This is a genomic window from Marinobacter sp. LM1 (assembly GCF_042763285.1).
Lineage (GTDB): Bacteria > Pseudomonadota > Gammaproteobacteria > Pseudomonadales > Oleiphilaceae > Marinobacter > Marinobacter nauticus.
On record NZ_CP114373.1, the window covers coordinates 3,158,955 to 3,174,841 of the forward strand.

A 15,887-nucleotide genomic window follows, 5' to 3' on the forward strand; every position below is an offset into this window, starting at 1 on the left:
TCAGGTGAACGGCAATGGATACCGGTCTGCCAGGAAGCATACTCACCTCATTTGATCCACCCCTGATGGTGGCATTGGGTGCCTTTGTGCTGGCACTTCTCAGCCTGATACTGGCATCCCGGTTACGGAACAAAAACCAGAGCCAGCTCAGCGCATTGAGGGAAAGGTCGGACACCCTCTGGCGTGAAATGGATGACATCCGGGTCAGCCAGTTCAACCGCTCAGATCATAGCCCGTCGACCAGCCATTCCTCACTGGACCAAGCCCGTTACCAAACGGAAATGGAAGCCTACCAGAAGACCTGGCCGGCCATCTGGCTTCTGCACGAACGCCTGGGGCAGTTTCTGCGAACTGTCGAAACCGGTGAATCCGCCAACGACTTACGTCTGGAGGCCAGAAACGCTGCGCTGGAGGCCAGAAATCACCTGAACCAGCACCGCCCCTTCTGTCACGAAACGGTGGATGAACTGCTCACCCGGCTCATTGACGTGGAAATCAAGGCCCACCTCGCCGCCTGCCAGTACCTGGACCTGGTGAAGGAAGTCCGGCACGGCGCTTCCGATCACGACCGGAGAGTCCTGCACGACAAGTTTCACAGCCTGCATGAGGGCGAGGCTCGGGAGCTTTTGAATCACCTGGTGACCACCATCCGGCACCGCGCCATAAGAAGCGGCTAAGTTTGCTTAGCTATCGGCAATCCGGAAACCGATTTTCAGGCCCACCTGATAATGACCGACCTTTCCGTCGACAATGTGGCCACGGGTTTCCGTTACCTCGAACCACTCCATATTGCGAATACTTTTCCCGCACTCATCCAGCGCGTTCTGAATGGCATCTTCAATGCTCGTCTTTGATGAGCCTACGATTTCCACTTTTTTGTAGACATGGTGATCAGACATGACAGCCTCCTGACTCAAGAATATTTACACCTTGAGCCTAGAAGCCAGCGTGAGCTTGGGCAAACTACCATTCTTTAACCTGCTTCATCCATTGACCGTTAAAAGGCGTATCATCTCGCCTGTAGCATGCTGGAAGTACTCGAACCGGACCTGTAAATGAAACGACTTCTCAAATACGCCGCGGGCCTGCTCGGCGCCCTGCTGTTGCTTCTGGGCGGCCCCCTTCTGTTGGCCGCCAGCAGCAGCCTTGAGGTTGCGGAGAGCTGGCGTACCGCCAGCCGGGAAAGCGCCGGTATAGCGCCTCGACCCGAACAGGTGGAGGAAGCCATTATTCAGGTCTATGGCGCACGCGCCTGGAGCTGGCGAGGCTACTTTGCGGTACATACCTGGATTGCGACCAAAGAACAGGGCGCTGATTATTATCAGGTGCACGAGGTCACCGGCTGGCGCACCTACGTGGTCAATTCCCGCCCCGGCGACCCGGACAGACACTGGTACGGCGCCAGGCCGGAACTGTATGCAGATATTCGGGGAGAGAAAGCCGCGGCCTTGATTCCGCAGATCTACCAGGCAGTGGAAAATTATCCCTACCCCACCCAATACGAAGCCTGGCCGGGGCCAAACAGCAACACCTTCGTAGCGTGGGTGATACGGGAAACGCCGGATTTCGACGTAGCCCTGCCCAGCCACGCCATTGGCAAGGACTACCTGGGTGACCGGCTGATCGCCCCAAGCCCGGGTGGCGCGGGCTATCAGCTATCCCTGGGTGGATATTTCGGTGTCTTGGCCGGGGTTCGAGAGGGTCTGGAAGTGAATATTCTGGGGTTGTCGCTGGGTATCAATCCCATGGCGCTGGGTATCAAATTACCGGGACTCGGCGAGCTGGCCTTGCTTGACACCAACCCGATGCCCGAAGAAACCGCGCGCTAGGGGCTCTGGGTTGGGGGTGGCCTCCCAAAAATGTGGGAGGCCATGGATGGCCGGAGAGAAGCGCACATGGGTAAGGCAAGTGTTTATGAATCGAAGCTTCATACGCAGCCGAACGACAGCAATCTGTGATTGCTGGCTGGACCCGATTGCGGGTGCTTGTAGCGGTTTTTGGGAGGCCACCCCCAACCCAGAGCTGGCTCAGCTTCGGCATCAAGTTCAAAGCTTGGCGAATTCCAGATACCGACTGGCTGCCTGCTTCTTCTCATCCTGGCTGTTCAGCAACTCCAGCCGCAATTTATCAATGATCTTCAGATAACCATCCAGCGGGGACTTTTCTTCGCCCTGCTCTTTTGAAGCCTCAATAAACACCTGCTGCTTCTCACGAATTTCGTTCAGTTTTTCTATGGCATTGCGGATCGCTTCCTCTCGTGCAGAAGCTGCGCCGCTCATCTCGGGTTCAGCGTTACGAACCCCAAGAACGGTTTCCACCGCCGGGGCCGACTCGGTGTTCTGTTCCGCCAGGTCCAGCTCTTCCAGAGTCCGAACTTCACCGTCAGTGGTCAGGTAAATACCAGAGGCCTTGATCTGCCCCAGGGGCACGCCCTGAGGATTGGTCAGAGTGAAGCGGTCGTCCACGCTGTCGACATACAGTGCCTGGACACCAACCTCCGCCAGCGAGCGCAGATCCTGGCCGCCATCAGCCGTCTGTACCCACACCGACAGGGACTGAAAAATCTCATCGTTAGCATCTATCCAGCGATTACCATCGTCATCAAACGCAGCCAGCTCGCTGAAGCCAGATCCACTTTCCGGGCCGAACAATTCGCTGCCATCGTCCACTTTACCGTTACCATTGCGGTCAAAAACCAGATATCCGCTGCCCGCGCCCAGAGAGGCGAACTGCGCAGTCTCGCCGTTGCCCGTCATGTCGAATTCAAACAGGGTGTCGGTCAGTCTTGCGGTAGAAGCACCAAAGTTGATCACCAGCGGATCAGTCAGGGGACGCTCCTGAATCTGGATCAGCTCGGAATATTCATAGCTACGCGACTGGGACTGCCTGAGCGACAGGGTAAAGTCGATGGTTTCACCATTGTCGAGGGTAATACTGCCAGTCGACGCGAAGCTGCGGGTTTCGCTTTCGGAGTAGAACATATAGCGACCGGCAGAAACCGACAGACTCTTCGGCGATTCCGCGGCTGCTTCACCCCCCAGGGCGGCTCGGCTGACCATCAGCGCCTGCTGCCCCATCAGGAACAGCTCTGAAGACTTTTCGACCAGTTCTGAACTGGTGAAGGTGGCCGCTCGGTTGGCCCCGGTCACCTCACTGGTGCTGGAAAAGGCCATCTGCTCCTGGCTGCTGTAGCGATACGCCGCCTGTCGGATCAGCGACACTTCGGTGCCCCGATTGGTCTGCCCCTGCGGCTCCGGGGCGGCAGACTGGCGGATTCTCAGTTGGGAACTGTCAAACGCCGAGACCTGGCGGCTGCTGTCCTGAAACAGCGAAATCTGGCTGGATGCAATCATGGAGTGGTACCTCAGTGACACTTGGTCACTTAACGGCACCATCACCGAAAACTTGAGCAGATTTCAACCACACCCACCGACGACATCAGAGCAAATAACGAACCGTCGCAGCGGCCAGCAAGCCAATAGCGATAGCGGGAAGCGGCTTGTGGAGCACAAGCATGGAAACCGTCGTGGCTACCAGTGCTGCCAGCGCACCCAGATCGCCACCCACCGCCATGGGTACAATGATGGCGATCAGCACCGAGCTGGCCATGGTATTGATAAAACTCTCTACCCTCGGATTGATGCGCACAAACGACATCACGAACACGCCGCCAAAACGGGTAATCAGTGTCACCACTGTCATGATAGTGATCAGCGCCAGCACACCGAGGGTGGTAGTTTCAATGGTCACCAGACACCTCCCGCTGGCTATCCGCCACCTCGGTTTTGTGTTCCAGCCAGAACAAACCGACCAGACCACCAGCGATCGCGCCAACCACCACGTGCATATTGGGCGGTAGCCATTTCCAGGCGGCAAGGGAGGCTGCGCCGGAAACGCACCAGGCGACCAGCACCCGCGGGGATTTATTGCCACCCAGTGCCATGGCCAGCAGGAAGCAACCCAGCACCATATCCAGCCCGAAGGCTTTGGGGTTCTGTAACAAACCGCCGAAGTAGACACCCAGGGCTGTACCAACAATCCAGGCCAGCCACAGCACCAGACCACCCCCGATAATCACTTCGAGGTTGCGCCTGCCATTCTGATAATCCTGGGCCGAGACCGCCCAGTTGGCATCTGTGAGCAACAACAAAAGCGCGTAGCGGTGTCCGGGCGAGACTTCTCTCAGCATCGGGTAAAGCGAGGCGCCCATCAGCAAGTGCCTGGAATTGATGGCAAAAACCACGGCGATCAAAGGCAGAACCGAAACATCGGCCCCCCAGATATCCACCGCCGCAAACTGCGAAGCGCCGGCAAACACGGTCGTGCTCATCAGGATAGACTGCAGCGGCGTCAACCCTTCCTGAATGGCGGCCAGACCAAAGGCAGCACCAAACGCCACCACAAAGAATGAGATGGGGAGCAGGCGGAAGAACTCGGAACGGACTTTCCGCGAATCAAACTGATAAGGATAGGAGGCGACAGACATCTGAAGAAGCTAAGCCGGATAGTGCAAAACGCGTATAGGTAGAAACCACCATTAAGCGTTTTTTTCTTACCAGTGCTCAGGCAGTTAGATGATTAAATCAAACAAGTTCACAATTCCGCCGGCCGCCAAGGTTGACGTTCACGTAAACTTGCATTAGCTTGAATTTCGTCCAGCCCCAAAAGGGCAACCCGACCAATCCTTCGGGAGGACACCTGAAATCGACACCCTGGCCACAAGCCAGACCGACAAAAACAAGACAGAACCTGCCGCCGGGATCCGGCTGTGCGGGAGAGGATTTCAATATGCTGTTCAGCCATCCGGAGTTCGATCACCACGAACACCTGTCGTTTTTCTGCGATGCCGAAACCGGCCTCAAAGCCATCGTCGCTATTCACAACACCTCTCGCGGCCCCGCTTTAGGCGGTTGCCGAATGTTTCCTTACGCCAGTGATGAAGAAGCGCTGCGAGATGTGCTTCGCCTGTCCAGGGGCATGACCTACAAATCGGCCCTGGCCAATCTGGACCTGGGTGGTGGCAAATCCGTGATTATTGGCGATCCGCGCAAGCACAAAACACAAGCCCTGCTGGAGGCTATGGGCAAGCACCTGGAAAGCCTGGGAGGCCATTACATTGCGGCCGAAGACTCCGGCACCAGCGTGCCGGATCTGAAAGTGATGGGGCGCCATACCCGCCATGTGGCCGGCGTTGCCTACCGTACCGGATTCGACGGCACCCCCAGTAACGGGGATCCCTCTCCTGTCACCGCTTACGGCACCTTTGTTGGCCTCAGAGCAGCAGTAAAACACCGGCTCGGCAGCGACGACCTTACCGGCCTGAAAGTAGCCATCCAGGGCATCGGTAATGTCGGGTTCCGTCTGGCCCAACACCTGAAAGACGCTGGCGCTGAACTCTGGGTGAACGATATTCACGCCGACAACATGCAGCGGGCTGTCGACCAGCTCGGCGCACACGCCGCCTCGGCGGAAGACATACTGACTCTGCCCGTAGATGTTATCGCACCCTGCGCCATGGGCGCCGTCCTGAACGACCGCAGTATTCCTGCCATTCGCGCCGGTATCGTCGCAGGCGCGGCCAATAATCTGCTGGATCGCCCGGAACACGACGCGGCACTGAAACAGCGGGGCATTCTGTACGCTCCGGACTTTGCGATTAACGCCGGCGGCATCATTGATGTGTTCTACGAACGCACAGGCGCATCCCCGGAAAAAGTGCGCGCCCATGTGGAAACCATCGGCGACACCCTGACGGAAATTTTTAACCGTTCTGACCGCACCGGGCTCCCTACCGGTGAAATCGCCAATGAACTGGCGGAAGAGCGGTTCACCAAGCATGCCGCGGGTGCTGGGCTGGCGCCCCAGCGGCTGTCTCGCACCGGATAACCTGACACCGGTGCTTCCCCTTGGGAGCCGCAGTCTCTGCGACTCCATTTTTAACCCCAGTAACAAAAACAAGACCTTCGGGAGAAAACCATGTCTGTCTCATCATCCGGTTCTGCTGCCTATTCCGGCAGCCTTGAGGGCTCCAATGCCCAGCGCGGGCTCTGGTCATCACGGCTCGCGTTCATTCTCGCGGCCACCGGTTCCGCTGTGGGCCTCGGAAACATCTGGAAATTCCCCTACGTAACCGGCGAAAACGGCGGTGGCGCTTTTGTATTGGTGTACCTGCTGTGTATCGCCATCATCGGTATTCCCATCATGATGGCCGAAGTGATGATCGGCCGTCGTGGCGGCCACAGCCCGGTTAACAGCATCAAGGCCATTGCCCAGCGGGACGGACTGAACCCGGCCTGGAAACTGGTTGGCGCCGTGGGCATTCTTGCAGGCTTCCTGATTCTGTCGTTTTACTCGGTAATTGGTGGCTGGGCCATTTCCTACGTTGGCACCACCGCCAGCGGCCAGCTCTCCGGCCAGACCGCAGATGCCGTGGGTGCGATTTTCTCCGGCCTGCTGAGCAATCCCGGCACCCTGTTGCTGTGGCACACGGTGTTCATGGCCCTGGTGATGCTGGTGGTGGCGAAAGGTGTGCGCTCCGGCCTGGAGCGGGCCGTCAGCATTCTGATGCCGGCACTGTTTGTACTGCTACTGATTGTGGTCGGCTACGCCATGACCACCGGCCACTTTGGCCAGGCGGCAGCCTTCCTGTTCCAGCCCGACTTCTCCAAGCTCACCACCTCCGGCGTACTGGTGGCACTGGGGCACGCATTCTTTACTCTGAGCCTGGGTATGGCGGTGATGATGGCTTATGGCTCCTACCTGCCCAAGAAGATTTCCATCGCCAAAACCTCCATTACCGTCTCGGTGATTGATACCGGTGTCGCCCTGCTGGCCGGCCTCGCCATTTTCCCGATTGTCTTTGCCAACGGCCTCGAGCCCGGTGCTGGCCCTGGCCTGATTTTCCAGACCCTGCCCCTGGCCTTCGGTCAGATGCCCATGGGCTCACTGTTCGGCACCCTGTTCTTTGTACTTCTGATTTTTGCCGCCTGGACCTCTGGCATTTCCCTGCTGGAACCGATCGTTGAATGGCTGGAAGAACAAAAGGGCATGAACCGCACCGTCAGTACGCTGGGTGCCGGTGTGGTGTGCTGGGCTCTGGGTATTGCCTCTATTCTGTCGCTGAACCTGTGGGCGGATTTCGCACCACTGGGCTTCATCCCGATGCTGGAAGGCAAAACCATCTTCGACCTGCTGGACTTCTTCACCGCCAACATCCTGCTGCCGCTGGGCGGGCTACTGGTCGCGTTGATGGCGGGCTGGGTGATGTCGAAACCGGCCATGGAGAAGGAGCTGGCCCTGTCACCGGGTACATTCAACCTGTGGTTTGTCACCGTGCGCTTCATCACCCCGATTGCGGTGGGCGTGGTGTTCATCTACAACCTGATGTAAATAACACTCACAACTGATCAAGGGAGGCCTTCAAGGTCTCCCCGATCCTCGCGTTCAGTTTCAGATCCACCAGATCCTCAGCCCGTGTCCGCCCCAGATTCAGGGTGGCAATGGGCTTTTTCCACTCGCTGGCGTAGCGGCAGAAACGGAAGCCGGAATACACCATCAACGACGAACCGATCACCAACAGGCCATCGCTCGCCTTGAGTACATCAAGCGCAGAGTACACCCTGTCCTTTGGCACATAATCCCCGAAGAACACGACATCCGGTTTCAGGATACCGGAGCATCTGGGGCAGTCCACCGGCCGGAACTCCGAAAAATCCACATCCAGGTCAGCATCCCCATCCGGTGCCGTCTCCGCTGTGTACTTCCGAAATCCGGGATTGAGCTCGGCGCAACGGTCATGCACCTCATCCCGGGGGCAACGATAGCCGCAGCCCATACACACAACTTCGTCCGCCCGCCCGTGTAGATCGGTCACTGCCCGGGTACCCGCCTTCTGGTGAAGACGATCCACGTTCTGGGTAACCACCAGGCTGCTGTGGTTGAGCAGTTCCAGATCCGAAATGTAGTGATGGGACGGGTTAGGCGCAGCATTACGCATGACCGGCCAGCCAATCAGACTGCGCGCCCAGTATCGCTGGCGGGTGTGGAAGTCCTCCATGAACGCCTTATGCTGCACCGGTTGCTTACGCTTCCAGGCACCATCGCCATCACGGTAATCCGGAATACCGGAATCCGTGCTCACGCCGGCTCCGGTGAGAATCATCAATCTTGGATGTTGCTGGATAAACTCCGCCAGCAACGCCCCGGCTTCGTTCGGGTTATGCATCACAGGCGGCGTTTCCAGCTCGGGCAGGCGCTGGCTGGAACTGAATGGGCGGGTTCGATGCTCAGTCATTTCCGTTACAACTCAGAAGCTCGGAATGTCAGGTTTCGGCGTCAGTGCACCGTTTCAGAATAGTACGCATCTTCTCCACACCGAGCTCATTCATCAACGCAATATTCCGGTCGGGAATACCATCTACGTCCGGATAGTGATCAATAGCCGCTTCCAGGCTTGCTTCCCGCAACAGGTGCAGCATGGGGTACGGCGAGCGATTGGTGTAGTTTTCCGCGGCCCCGGCATCGGTGCCGGCGAACTGATAGTCCGGATGGAAACTGGCAACCTGAAAGACACCTTCCAGCTCCAGATAGCTCAGCAAGGCATCCGCGGCATCGAGAAATTCGTTGTAGGCGAGAAAATCCTGCAACACACCAGGATGGATCAACAACGTGGTTTCGACGTCCGGCTCGTCTTCCAGGCGCTGCAACTCTGACTGCAACGCCTGTAGCAGCTCATCCTCGTTCTCTGCCTCGCTAACGACAAAACGCACGCGGTTCTTGACCAACTCGCGCTTGGCGAAGGGGCAGAGGTTGTAACCAACCACCACTTCTTCAACCCATTGCCGGGTGGCGCTTACAACCTGTGATTCATTCATAGGTAGCCCTGGCTCCGAAGATAATCATCATAGCAGCCACTGAAGTCAGTCACCCCATCAGCCGTGAGTTCAATAATCCGCGTCGCCAGCGAAGAGACAAACTCGCGATCATGGCTTACGAAAATCAGCGTTCCCGGATAGTTCTCCAACGCCAGGTTCAAAGCCTCGATAGACTCCATATCCAGGTGGTTGGTGGGCTCGTCCATCAGCATTACATTCGGTTTCTGCAGAATCAGTTTGCCGAACAGCATGCGGCCCTGCTCACCCCCCGAGATTACCTTTACCGACTTGCCAATATCATCACCGGAAAACAGCATTCGCCCCAGAGTGCCGCGCACTAATTGTTCGCCGCCGGTGGTCCATTGCGCCATCCAGTCGGTGAGGGTCTCGTCGCGGGCAAAATCCGCGGTGTGGTCCTGGGCGAAATATCCAACCTCGGCACTGTCAGTCCACTTCACCTCGCCGGAATCTGGCTCATAAGCGCCAGCCAGGCATTGCAGGAGTGTGGTTTTACCAATCCCGTTCGGGCCAATAACAGCCACGCGTTCTCCCGCCTCAATCTGCAGATCCAGGTTTTTGAACAAGGGGCCTTCATCGAAGCCCTTGGTCAGACCTTTCAGAGTCACGGCCTGACGATGCAGCTTCTTGCCCTGCTCGAAGCGGATAAAGGGACTCACGCGGCTTGAGGGCTTCACCTCTTCCAACTGGATCTTGTCGATCTGACGGGCGCGAGAGGTGGCCTGTTTGGCCTTGGAGGCGTTGGCCGAGAAGCGGCTGACGAACTGCTGCAATTCCGCAATCTGGGCCTTCTTCTTGGCGTTATCTGACAGCATGCGCTCGCGGGCCTGGGTGGCGGCGGTCATGTATTCGTCGTAGTTGCCCGGGAACAGGCGCAGCTCACCGTAATCCAGGTCCGCCATGTGGGTACACACACTGTTCAGGAAGTGGCGGTCGTGAGAGATGATGATCATGGTGCTGTTACGGGCCACCAGGATGTTTTCCAGCCACCGGATGGTGTTGATGTCCAGGTGGTTGGTGGGCTCGTCCAGCAGCAGTACGTCCGGGTCAGAAAACAGCGCCTGTGCCAGCAGCACACGCAGTTTCCAGCCCGGCGCCAGGGCACTCATGGGGCCGTTATGCTGCTCCAGCGGGATATCCAGGCCCAGCAGCAACTCACCGGCTCGGGATTCCGCGGTGTAGCCATCCATTTCGGCAAACTGCACCTCCAGGTCTGCCACGGCCATGCCGTCTTCCTCACTCATCTCCGGCAGCGAATAAATGCGGTCCCGCTCTTTTTTCACATTCCAGAGTTCTTCGTGGCCCATAATCACAGTGTCCATCACGGAGCACTGTTCATAGGCAAACTGGTCCTGACGGAGCTTGCCGAGCCGGGTATTCGGTTCCAGCATGACCTGGCCCGCCGATGGCTCCAGATCACCACCCAGAATTTTCATCAGGGTGGATTTGCCGCAGCCATTGGCCCCGATCAGGCCGTAACGGTTGCCGTTGCCGAATTTGGCAGACACATTTTCAAACAGGGGCCGCGCCCCGAATTGCATGGTGAGATTGGCGGTAGAGATCAAGAAACAAACCTGTCGAAGTGAGGGCCAGCAAACGCCGGCGAAAAGAAAGCCGGCATTGTACAGGTTTGCACCAGAGACTGTGAGGCCGCAGAAACACGGACAAAAACCGCTTGCCTCAGAACGCCGCTGAGGGCAGCATTCCGGTCTGTGTTCCATTCACCCAACGACAGGAAATTGATCATGGCACAAGCAACCGCACGCCACATTCTGGTAGACAGTGAAGCCAAGTGTGAGGAGCTGAAGAAAGCGATCGAAGGTGGCCAGGATTTCGCCGAAGTCGCCAAGCAGCACTCGTCCTGCCCTTCCGGCCGTAACGGCGGCGATCTGGGCTCTTTCGGCCCGGGCCAGATGGTGCCGGAGTTCGATAAAGCCGTTTTCAACAGCGAGCTCAATACTGTGATCGGCCCCATCAAGACCCAGTTTGGCTACCATTTGCTGGAAGTCACCAGCCGCAGCTGATCCGATGATCGGCCCGGCCGGTGTTCGGAATATCTCCGACGCCGGCCGGAGTGCGTCCTATTCTGACCCCGCCGGCGGTGCCATAAACCTCGATATCTGCCGTCCTATGCTTTCCACCGGCTCCATGATCGCCTGCTGAATACTGCTGGTCACAACCTGAGAAAACTGCTTACCAGCGGGGCTTTCGAGGAACTCCAGGTACAGTGCCAGCTCCTGGGCGCTCACCTTGTCGTAGGTATAAAGATAGCTGTCGTAGACCTGCTGACCAACCACACCCCGCAACATTCCTCGCTGGTTCTCGATACGGCGCTCAAGCTGTTCATAGTGCATTGACTCGCTGCTGAGCGCCGACATGGCTGCCGCCAACCCTAGCTGAACAGCGATGGTGGTATCCACCGCGCTTTCAGTTGCGCGGGCGGCCCGGTCAAATCGATCGAACATCTCGGCTTTGCGAGTACCCTTGTACTTTCGATTCAATTCCGGCGCGCTGGCCTGTACCTGCGGCCAGGCTTCCGGCGCCGAGGCGGCAATCTCTGCGTTCGAGATTTTCCGGGCGATGGGTGTCTGGTACCACTCACTCACCGCCTGAAGCTGTTTGTCCGTGAGCTGTGCTTGCAGATCGGTAATGATCTGTTGCTCAATTTTGTCGGCACTGAAACTGCTGCTCACCACATAACCAACGGTATCCGCCACCATGGGCGGCACCTGACCGCGTTGTTTCAGCCCTTCCCGAATACCCTGGCTTAGCATCGCCGGGTATTGCTCAACAATGTCGTCAATCGGGGAGGCTTCGAGCACACTGGCGGCATCCGGGGCCGCCTGAGCTGAGCCCACGCCAAGCATGGCAACGACTAAAACAGGTTTAACTAGGGCCAATCGCTTCATTTACCTATCATCCTGACTAATGCAATAACTCTCTTATGCCATGGGCCCAAGGCTGGCAGCAAGCAATCCAGGGGTTCAGGAGATGACAGTTTGGTAGGAATACGCAACAGGTCAGGCCGAAAGAAAAAGAGCCGCCATAAGGCTGAAAAAGCACGCTGGCTTCGCTTGGCAAAATGGTATGGGCCACCGGTGGCCGGCCTACTGATCGGGATCTGGGCCACGCTCCGCTTCAGCCTGCTGGCTCCGGATCCCCCGGCGAGACCGGAAAATCTTTGCGACATTTTCCGGGAGCATCCGGTCTGGTACGACTATGCCAGCGGGTCACAACAACGCTGGGGAACCCCCATTGCCACCCAGATGGCCTTTGTCTATTACGAATCATCGTTTCGAAGCCATGCCAGACCACCGCGTACCCGGCTATGGGGTCTGATTCCGTGGGCAAGACCAACCACAGCCTTCGGTTACGCCCAGGCCCTTGATCCAGCCTGGCAGGAATACCTGGCAGCAAACGATGGTGACTGGCTGACGGTGCGCAGCGATATGCAGTATGCCCTGGATTTCGTCGGCTGGTATAACCGCCTGAGCCACCAGCAACTGGGTATCCCCTATACCGCCCCGAGGGAACTGTACCTGGCCTACCATGAAGGCAGAACCGGCTATGCCCGGCGCTCCTTCGACCGTAAGCCGCAGCTTCAGGCCCTGGCCAGCCGGGTCCGGGCCAGGGCTTACCGCTACCACAACCAGTTGCAGCAGTGCGAAGCGGAGTTCCAGTGCTGGCGCTGGTACCAGTTCTGGCCGTTCTGCTCGGCTGAAGACTGAGCTACAGGGCTCCCGAAATCTCGATCACCGACTCCAGACCCTGCAAGCGCTCTACCAGAAACTCCATGACCATTCTGACCCGGGCCATCTGCTGGGTATCCTGGTTTACATGGAGCCAGAGGTCGATGCTTTCGCCCTCCAGAGGATCGGACAGCCGCCGCAATTCCCTGGTGGCGTCGCCCAGGTAACAGGGCAGTACTGCCAGGCCTGCCCCGGCCCGGGCAAGGGCATGCATGGACTGCAGGCTATTGCAGCGAATCACCGACGTGACATTTTTCAGCTGTTTGCGGTACCAACGCCCCGTTGCCAGGTGGCTGAAGGATTCGTCTGGCAGTATCCAGGTACAGCCTTCCGGCTGATTCTCGATATCCATGTTCCGGTGCCGGCGGCAGTATTTTGCTGCGCCATAGACCGCGGATTCGATTGCGGCAATCCTCTCACCTTCCAGCGTTGCCTGGGGCTTGTTCTCCGGCCGAAGGGTAAGGTCGGCTTCCCGGTGGCTGAGATTGGCCACATCGTTATCAGTGAGAACCTCCAGCTCAATCTCGGGATAGGTGCGCACCATCTCGGCCAGAATCGGGCTGAGCAGTTCATTCATCATCACGTCTTCGGCGGCCACACGAACCTTGCCAACCGGTGCGGAATCATCCCCCACCAGTTTGCGTTCAAGGTTTTCCATATCGGTAGCCAGCCGTTCAGCCTCCCGAAAGGCCATTTCTCCCACGGGTGTGAGCTGCAATCCGCTCTGGTTACGCTCAAAAAATTGCACCCCCAGCGACTCTTCCATCTGATCAAGTCGCCGTAAAACAGTCGTTTGGTGAACACCCAGAATTTCACCGGCTTTTGCAAGCGTTCCGCCTATTGCAAGGGCCCTTATATATCGAAGATAATCCCAGTCCATAATCACTGCATATTTGCAACAAGGGTACGGATTTTAACGTATTCAAGCTGCAAAAAAGAATCCTTAGAATTGAACGTAAATTAAAGATAGATCGCTAACAATCCACCAGATGAAGGAGGAAGGCGCTATGACTCAGAACCATATCGCAACCGTTAAACCGCTGCCGTCCAGTATCCTCCACAACAGTACTGAGGTCAGGCGCCAGTATACCCGCGCTGCCGCAAGGCAGGCGATGCAGTTTATCAGCCGCAAGGTGCGAATTTTCAATCGCAAGGCGGTAGCCGTGGCGCAGGATATGCCCCAGGTTCAGGGCGGCCACTAAAACAGACTGCACGCCTTTCGGGGTTGCTGAATAAAAAACGCCGGCATGTTTCCATGCCGGCGTTTTTTTTGTTCGCTTGTACCCGGTCAGAATTCCCAGATCACTTTGCGTTTCTGCTCAAACCACTCGTCCATCTTGCGGTTGTAGAAATCCTCGATGACATTGCGTTTGATCTTCATGGTGGGCGTGAGCATACCGTTTTCCATGGTCCAGGGTTCACGTACCACGACGACAAAAGCCACCTTTTCGTGGGACTCACATTCCGCATTCACGGAGTCCAGTTCCTCCGCCAGCTCTTGTTCCAGCTCGCTGCGACTGCCTCCCCGCTCCAGTTCATCGCGGGCCTCCTCGGAGAGCAGTACCATCAGGCACGGCTGGGGCTGGTTGGCACCCGCCACACACACCACTTCCGCCTTGGGGTGATTGAACCGGTTCTCGATAGGCACCGGCACCACGTATTTCCCCTTTGATGTTTTGAACAGGTCTTTTACCCGCCCGGTAATGCGCAGGCATCCATCACGGTCAATTTCACCCATGTCACCGGTTTTGAGAAAACCGTCATCCGTCAGGTCTTCCCGGGTTTTTTCCTCGTTCTTGTAATAACCGAGCATCTGGCCCGGACTCCTCACCTGAACCTCGCCTCCTTCCCCGATTCGATGCTCAACACCCGGGTTGGCCATACCAACGGTGCCCACCTTGGCCTGGCCCGGACGGTTGGCATGGGAATAGCCGAAGTTCTCGGACATGCCGTAGACCTCCAGCAACTCCAGACCAAGGTTTCGGTACCAGCCGATGATCTCTGCCGAGAGCGGAGCCGCACCGGTGAGTGCCGCCCGGCAATGATCCAGCCCCAGCTGTTTGAGCACCTTCTTCTTAACCAGCGTGTTCAGAATCGGGATATTGAACAGCAATTTCTGCTTCTTGGGCGGCAACTTCGCATTCACCCCCAGGTAGAATTTCATCCACAGGCGAGGCACCGAGAAAAACAGGGTTGGCCGGGCCCGCTGCAGATCCTCCTGAAAGGTATCCAGCGAGTTGGCAAAGTACAGATGGAAACCGTAATACAGTGACTGGGTCTCCACCGCCGCCCGTTCGGCCACATGGGCCAGGGGCAGATAGGACAACATACGTTCGCTGGCCGATACGGGGAATAGCTGCTGCAGCCCGTCAGCAACCGAGATCATGGTCCGGAAGCTGTGCATCACGCCTTTCGGCCGCCCGGTACTGCCAGAGGTGTAAACAATGGTGGCCAGATCATCGGGATCGGGCAGTTTCGGTATCGCCGGGGACTGTTCGGCGATGATGTCCTGCCATTTGGGCGTGTCGTCCCGAGGCGATAGGGGCAGCGAGATAATCGGTAATTGCTCGGGAATATGGCCTTTGATGTCATGCCAGCCATCGGCCGTGCCATCGAGTTTGCCGAGAAACAGCATCTGAGTTTCACTGTGGTCCAGAATATAGGCTGCGGTCTCGCCATTCAGAGTTGGATAGAGCGGTACGCTGACGTGCCCTGCTGCCCAGATGGCCAGATCGGACAGAATCCAGTGGGCGCTGTTTTTGCCCAGAATCCCGATATTGCTTCGCTGAGGCAACCCCAGCGTGTTCAGGTGGGCGGCCATGCGCGACACCTGGTCGGCGGCTTCACGCCAGGTAATATCTTCAACACGCCCGTCTGGGTAGGGCTGGGTCAAAAAAACGTTGTCGGGAGTATGCTCTGCCCAGTAATAAAGGCAATGCAGTGAAGTCTGCTTGTTCGGGTCTACGGCCATTGTGCGTCCTTGTTATTGTTTTCTTCCTCTCCATACTAGCCAACTTTCCGACTCCCTCAATAGCAATAACAATCCCGGTGATTGGCCGTTTAGCTCGAATCTGAGACCTGTCACTCAAAATACTTCGTGACATCCGTCAAGTCTGGTCTAGATTGAAAGTTGCAGCGTAAAGATTGTCATCACCTCAGGAGGTCGTTATGAAATCGTCAACGCGCTCTGTTCTGATCTTTCCGGCCTGGGCCCTGATTCTGGTCGGTTCCGGTGCCTTCCTCTACA

The 15,887-nt window shown here is 57.3% G+C and carries 17 protein-coding genes; 7 read left to right on the forward strand and 10 right to left on the reverse strand.

All coding sequences use genetic code 11. The features are described 5' to 3' along the window. Nucleotides 1-14: 14 nt before the first annotated feature. Entirely contained in the window at nt 15-677 is a 663-nt protein-coding gene (locus OZ656_RS14720; protein ID WP_206852716.1) for a hypothetical protein, read from the forward strand. Nucleotides 678-683: 6 nt separating this feature from the next. Here OZ656_RS14720 and OZ656_RS14725 read toward each other — a convergent pair whose 3' ends face one another. Further along, nucleotides 684-899: a dodecin gene (locus OZ656_RS14725; RefSeq protein ID WP_014422233.1), complete on the reverse strand. Its 216-nt coding sequence runs from the start codon at nt 897-899 to the stop codon at nt 684-686. A 156-nt stretch (nt 900-1,055) separates the two neighbouring features. Between OZ656_RS14725 and OZ656_RS14730 the strand changes: the two genes are divergently transcribed. After that, nucleotides 1,056-1,829, forward strand: a complete 774-nt coding sequence (locus tag OZ656_RS14730) for a DUF3750 domain-containing protein (protein ID WP_113879963.1) — start codon at nt 1,056-1,058, stop codon at nt 1,827-1,829. Between the two features lie 216 nt (nt 1,830-2,045). Here OZ656_RS14730 and OZ656_RS14735 read toward each other — a convergent pair whose 3' ends face one another. From OZ656_RS14735 to OZ656_RS14745, 3 genes are all read right to left on the reverse strand, one after another. Beyond that, nucleotides 2,046-3,353 (reverse strand): hypothetical protein, encoded by a 1,308-nt coding sequence (locus OZ656_RS14735; protein ID WP_199452383.1) that lies wholly within the window; start codon nt 3,351-3,353, stop codon nt 2,046-2,048. An 85-nt stretch (nt 3,354-3,438) separates the two neighbouring features. Beyond that, nucleotides 3,439-3,750: an AzlD family protein gene (locus OZ656_RS14740; protein WP_014422237.1), complete on the reverse strand. Its 312-nt coding sequence runs from the start codon at nt 3,748-3,750 to the stop codon at nt 3,439-3,441. Then, nucleotides 3,740-4,486, reverse strand: a complete 747-nt coding sequence (locus OZ656_RS14745) for an AzlC family ABC transporter permease (RefSeq protein WP_153740994.1) — start codon at nt 4,484-4,486, stop codon at nt 3,740-3,742. The genes OZ656_RS14740 and OZ656_RS14745 overlap by 11 nt, the downstream gene beginning before the upstream one ends. A 302-nt stretch (nt 4,487-4,788) precedes the next feature. Between OZ656_RS14745 and OZ656_RS14750 the strand changes: the two genes are divergently transcribed. Together OZ656_RS14750 and OZ656_RS14755 are read left to right on the forward strand one after the other, a co-directional pair. Next, on the forward strand, nt 4,789-5,886 hold the full coding sequence (locus OZ656_RS14750) for a Glu/Leu/Phe/Val dehydrogenase dimerization domain-containing protein (RefSeq protein ID WP_153740993.1): 1,098 nt from the start codon (nt 4,789-4,791) through the stop codon (nt 5,884-5,886). A 90-nt stretch (nt 5,887-5,976) separates the two neighbouring features. Beyond that, complete coding sequence (locus OZ656_RS14755; protein WP_014422240.1) at nt 5,977-7,389, forward strand: sodium-dependent transporter; 1,413 nt, start codon at nt 5,977-5,979, stop codon at nt 7,387-7,389. 7 nt (nt 7,390-7,396) lie between these two features. Here OZ656_RS14755 and OZ656_RS14760 read toward each other — a convergent pair whose 3' ends face one another. From OZ656_RS14760 to OZ656_RS14770, 3 genes are read right to left on the reverse strand one after another with little or no spacing between them, the layout of a single operon-like run. Next, on the reverse strand, nt 7,397-8,293 hold the full coding sequence (locus tag OZ656_RS14760; protein ID WP_222196894.1) for an NAD-dependent protein deacetylase: 897 nt from the start codon (nt 8,291-8,293) through the stop codon (nt 7,397-7,399). Between the two features lie 28 nt (nt 8,294-8,321). Beyond that, nucleotides 8,322-8,873 carry a DUF1415 domain-containing protein gene (locus tag OZ656_RS14765; RefSeq protein ID WP_011786325.1) on the reverse strand — a complete coding sequence of 184 codons (552 nt, stop codon included), beginning with the start codon at nt 8,871-8,873 and terminating at the stop codon, nt 8,322-8,324. Further along, nucleotides 8,870-10,456 (reverse strand): ABC-F family ATPase, encoded by a 1,587-nt coding sequence (locus OZ656_RS14770; protein WP_379944686.1) that lies wholly within the window; start codon nt 10,454-10,456, stop codon nt 8,870-8,872. The genes OZ656_RS14765 and OZ656_RS14770 overlap by 4 nt, the downstream gene beginning before the upstream one ends. A 180-nt stretch (nt 10,457-10,636) precedes the next feature. On the opposite strand from OZ656_RS14770, the gene OZ656_RS14775 reads away from it, so the two are divergent. Further along, nucleotides 10,637-10,915 carry a peptidylprolyl isomerase gene (locus OZ656_RS14775; protein ID WP_008939100.1) on the forward strand — a complete coding sequence of 93 codons (279 nt, stop codon included), beginning with the start codon at nt 10,637-10,639 and terminating at the stop codon, nt 10,913-10,915. A gap of 57 nt (nt 10,916-10,972) precedes the next feature. Here the strand turns inward: OZ656_RS14775 and OZ656_RS14780 are convergent, their stop codons facing one another. Continuing rightward, entirely contained in the window at nt 10,973-11,800 is an 828-nt protein-coding gene (locus tag OZ656_RS14780; protein WP_379944687.1) for a DUF2059 domain-containing protein, read from the reverse strand. Between the two features lie 189 nt (nt 11,801-11,989). Here OZ656_RS14780 and OZ656_RS14785 point away from each other — a divergent pair, with 189 nt between their 5' ends. Next, on the forward strand, nt 11,990-12,619 hold the full coding sequence (locus OZ656_RS14785) for a lysozyme-like domain containing protein (RefSeq protein WP_183576605.1): 630 nt from the start codon (nt 11,990-11,992) through the stop codon (nt 12,617-12,619). 1 nt (nt 12,620) lies between these two features. Here the strand turns inward: OZ656_RS14785 and OZ656_RS14790 are convergent, their stop codons facing one another. After that, entirely contained in the window at nt 12,621-13,520 is a 900-nt protein-coding gene (locus OZ656_RS14790; protein ID WP_031210210.1) for a LysR family transcriptional regulator, read from the reverse strand. Between the two features lie 127 nt (nt 13,521-13,647). Here OZ656_RS14790 and OZ656_RS14795 point away from each other — a divergent pair, with 127 nt between their 5' ends. Then, nucleotides 13,648-13,842 (forward strand): hypothetical protein, encoded by a 195-nt coding sequence (locus tag OZ656_RS14795; RefSeq protein WP_014422246.1) that lies wholly within the window; start codon nt 13,648-13,650, stop codon nt 13,840-13,842. 86 nt (nt 13,843-13,928) lie between these two features. Here the strand turns inward: OZ656_RS14795 and OZ656_RS14800 are convergent, their stop codons facing one another. Next, nucleotides 13,929-15,611, reverse strand: coding sequence for an AMP-binding protein (locus OZ656_RS14800; protein ID WP_199452386.1), 1,683 nt, complete (start codon nt 15,609-15,611; stop codon nt 13,929-13,931). Between the last annotated feature and the right edge of the window lie 276 nt (nt 15,612-15,887).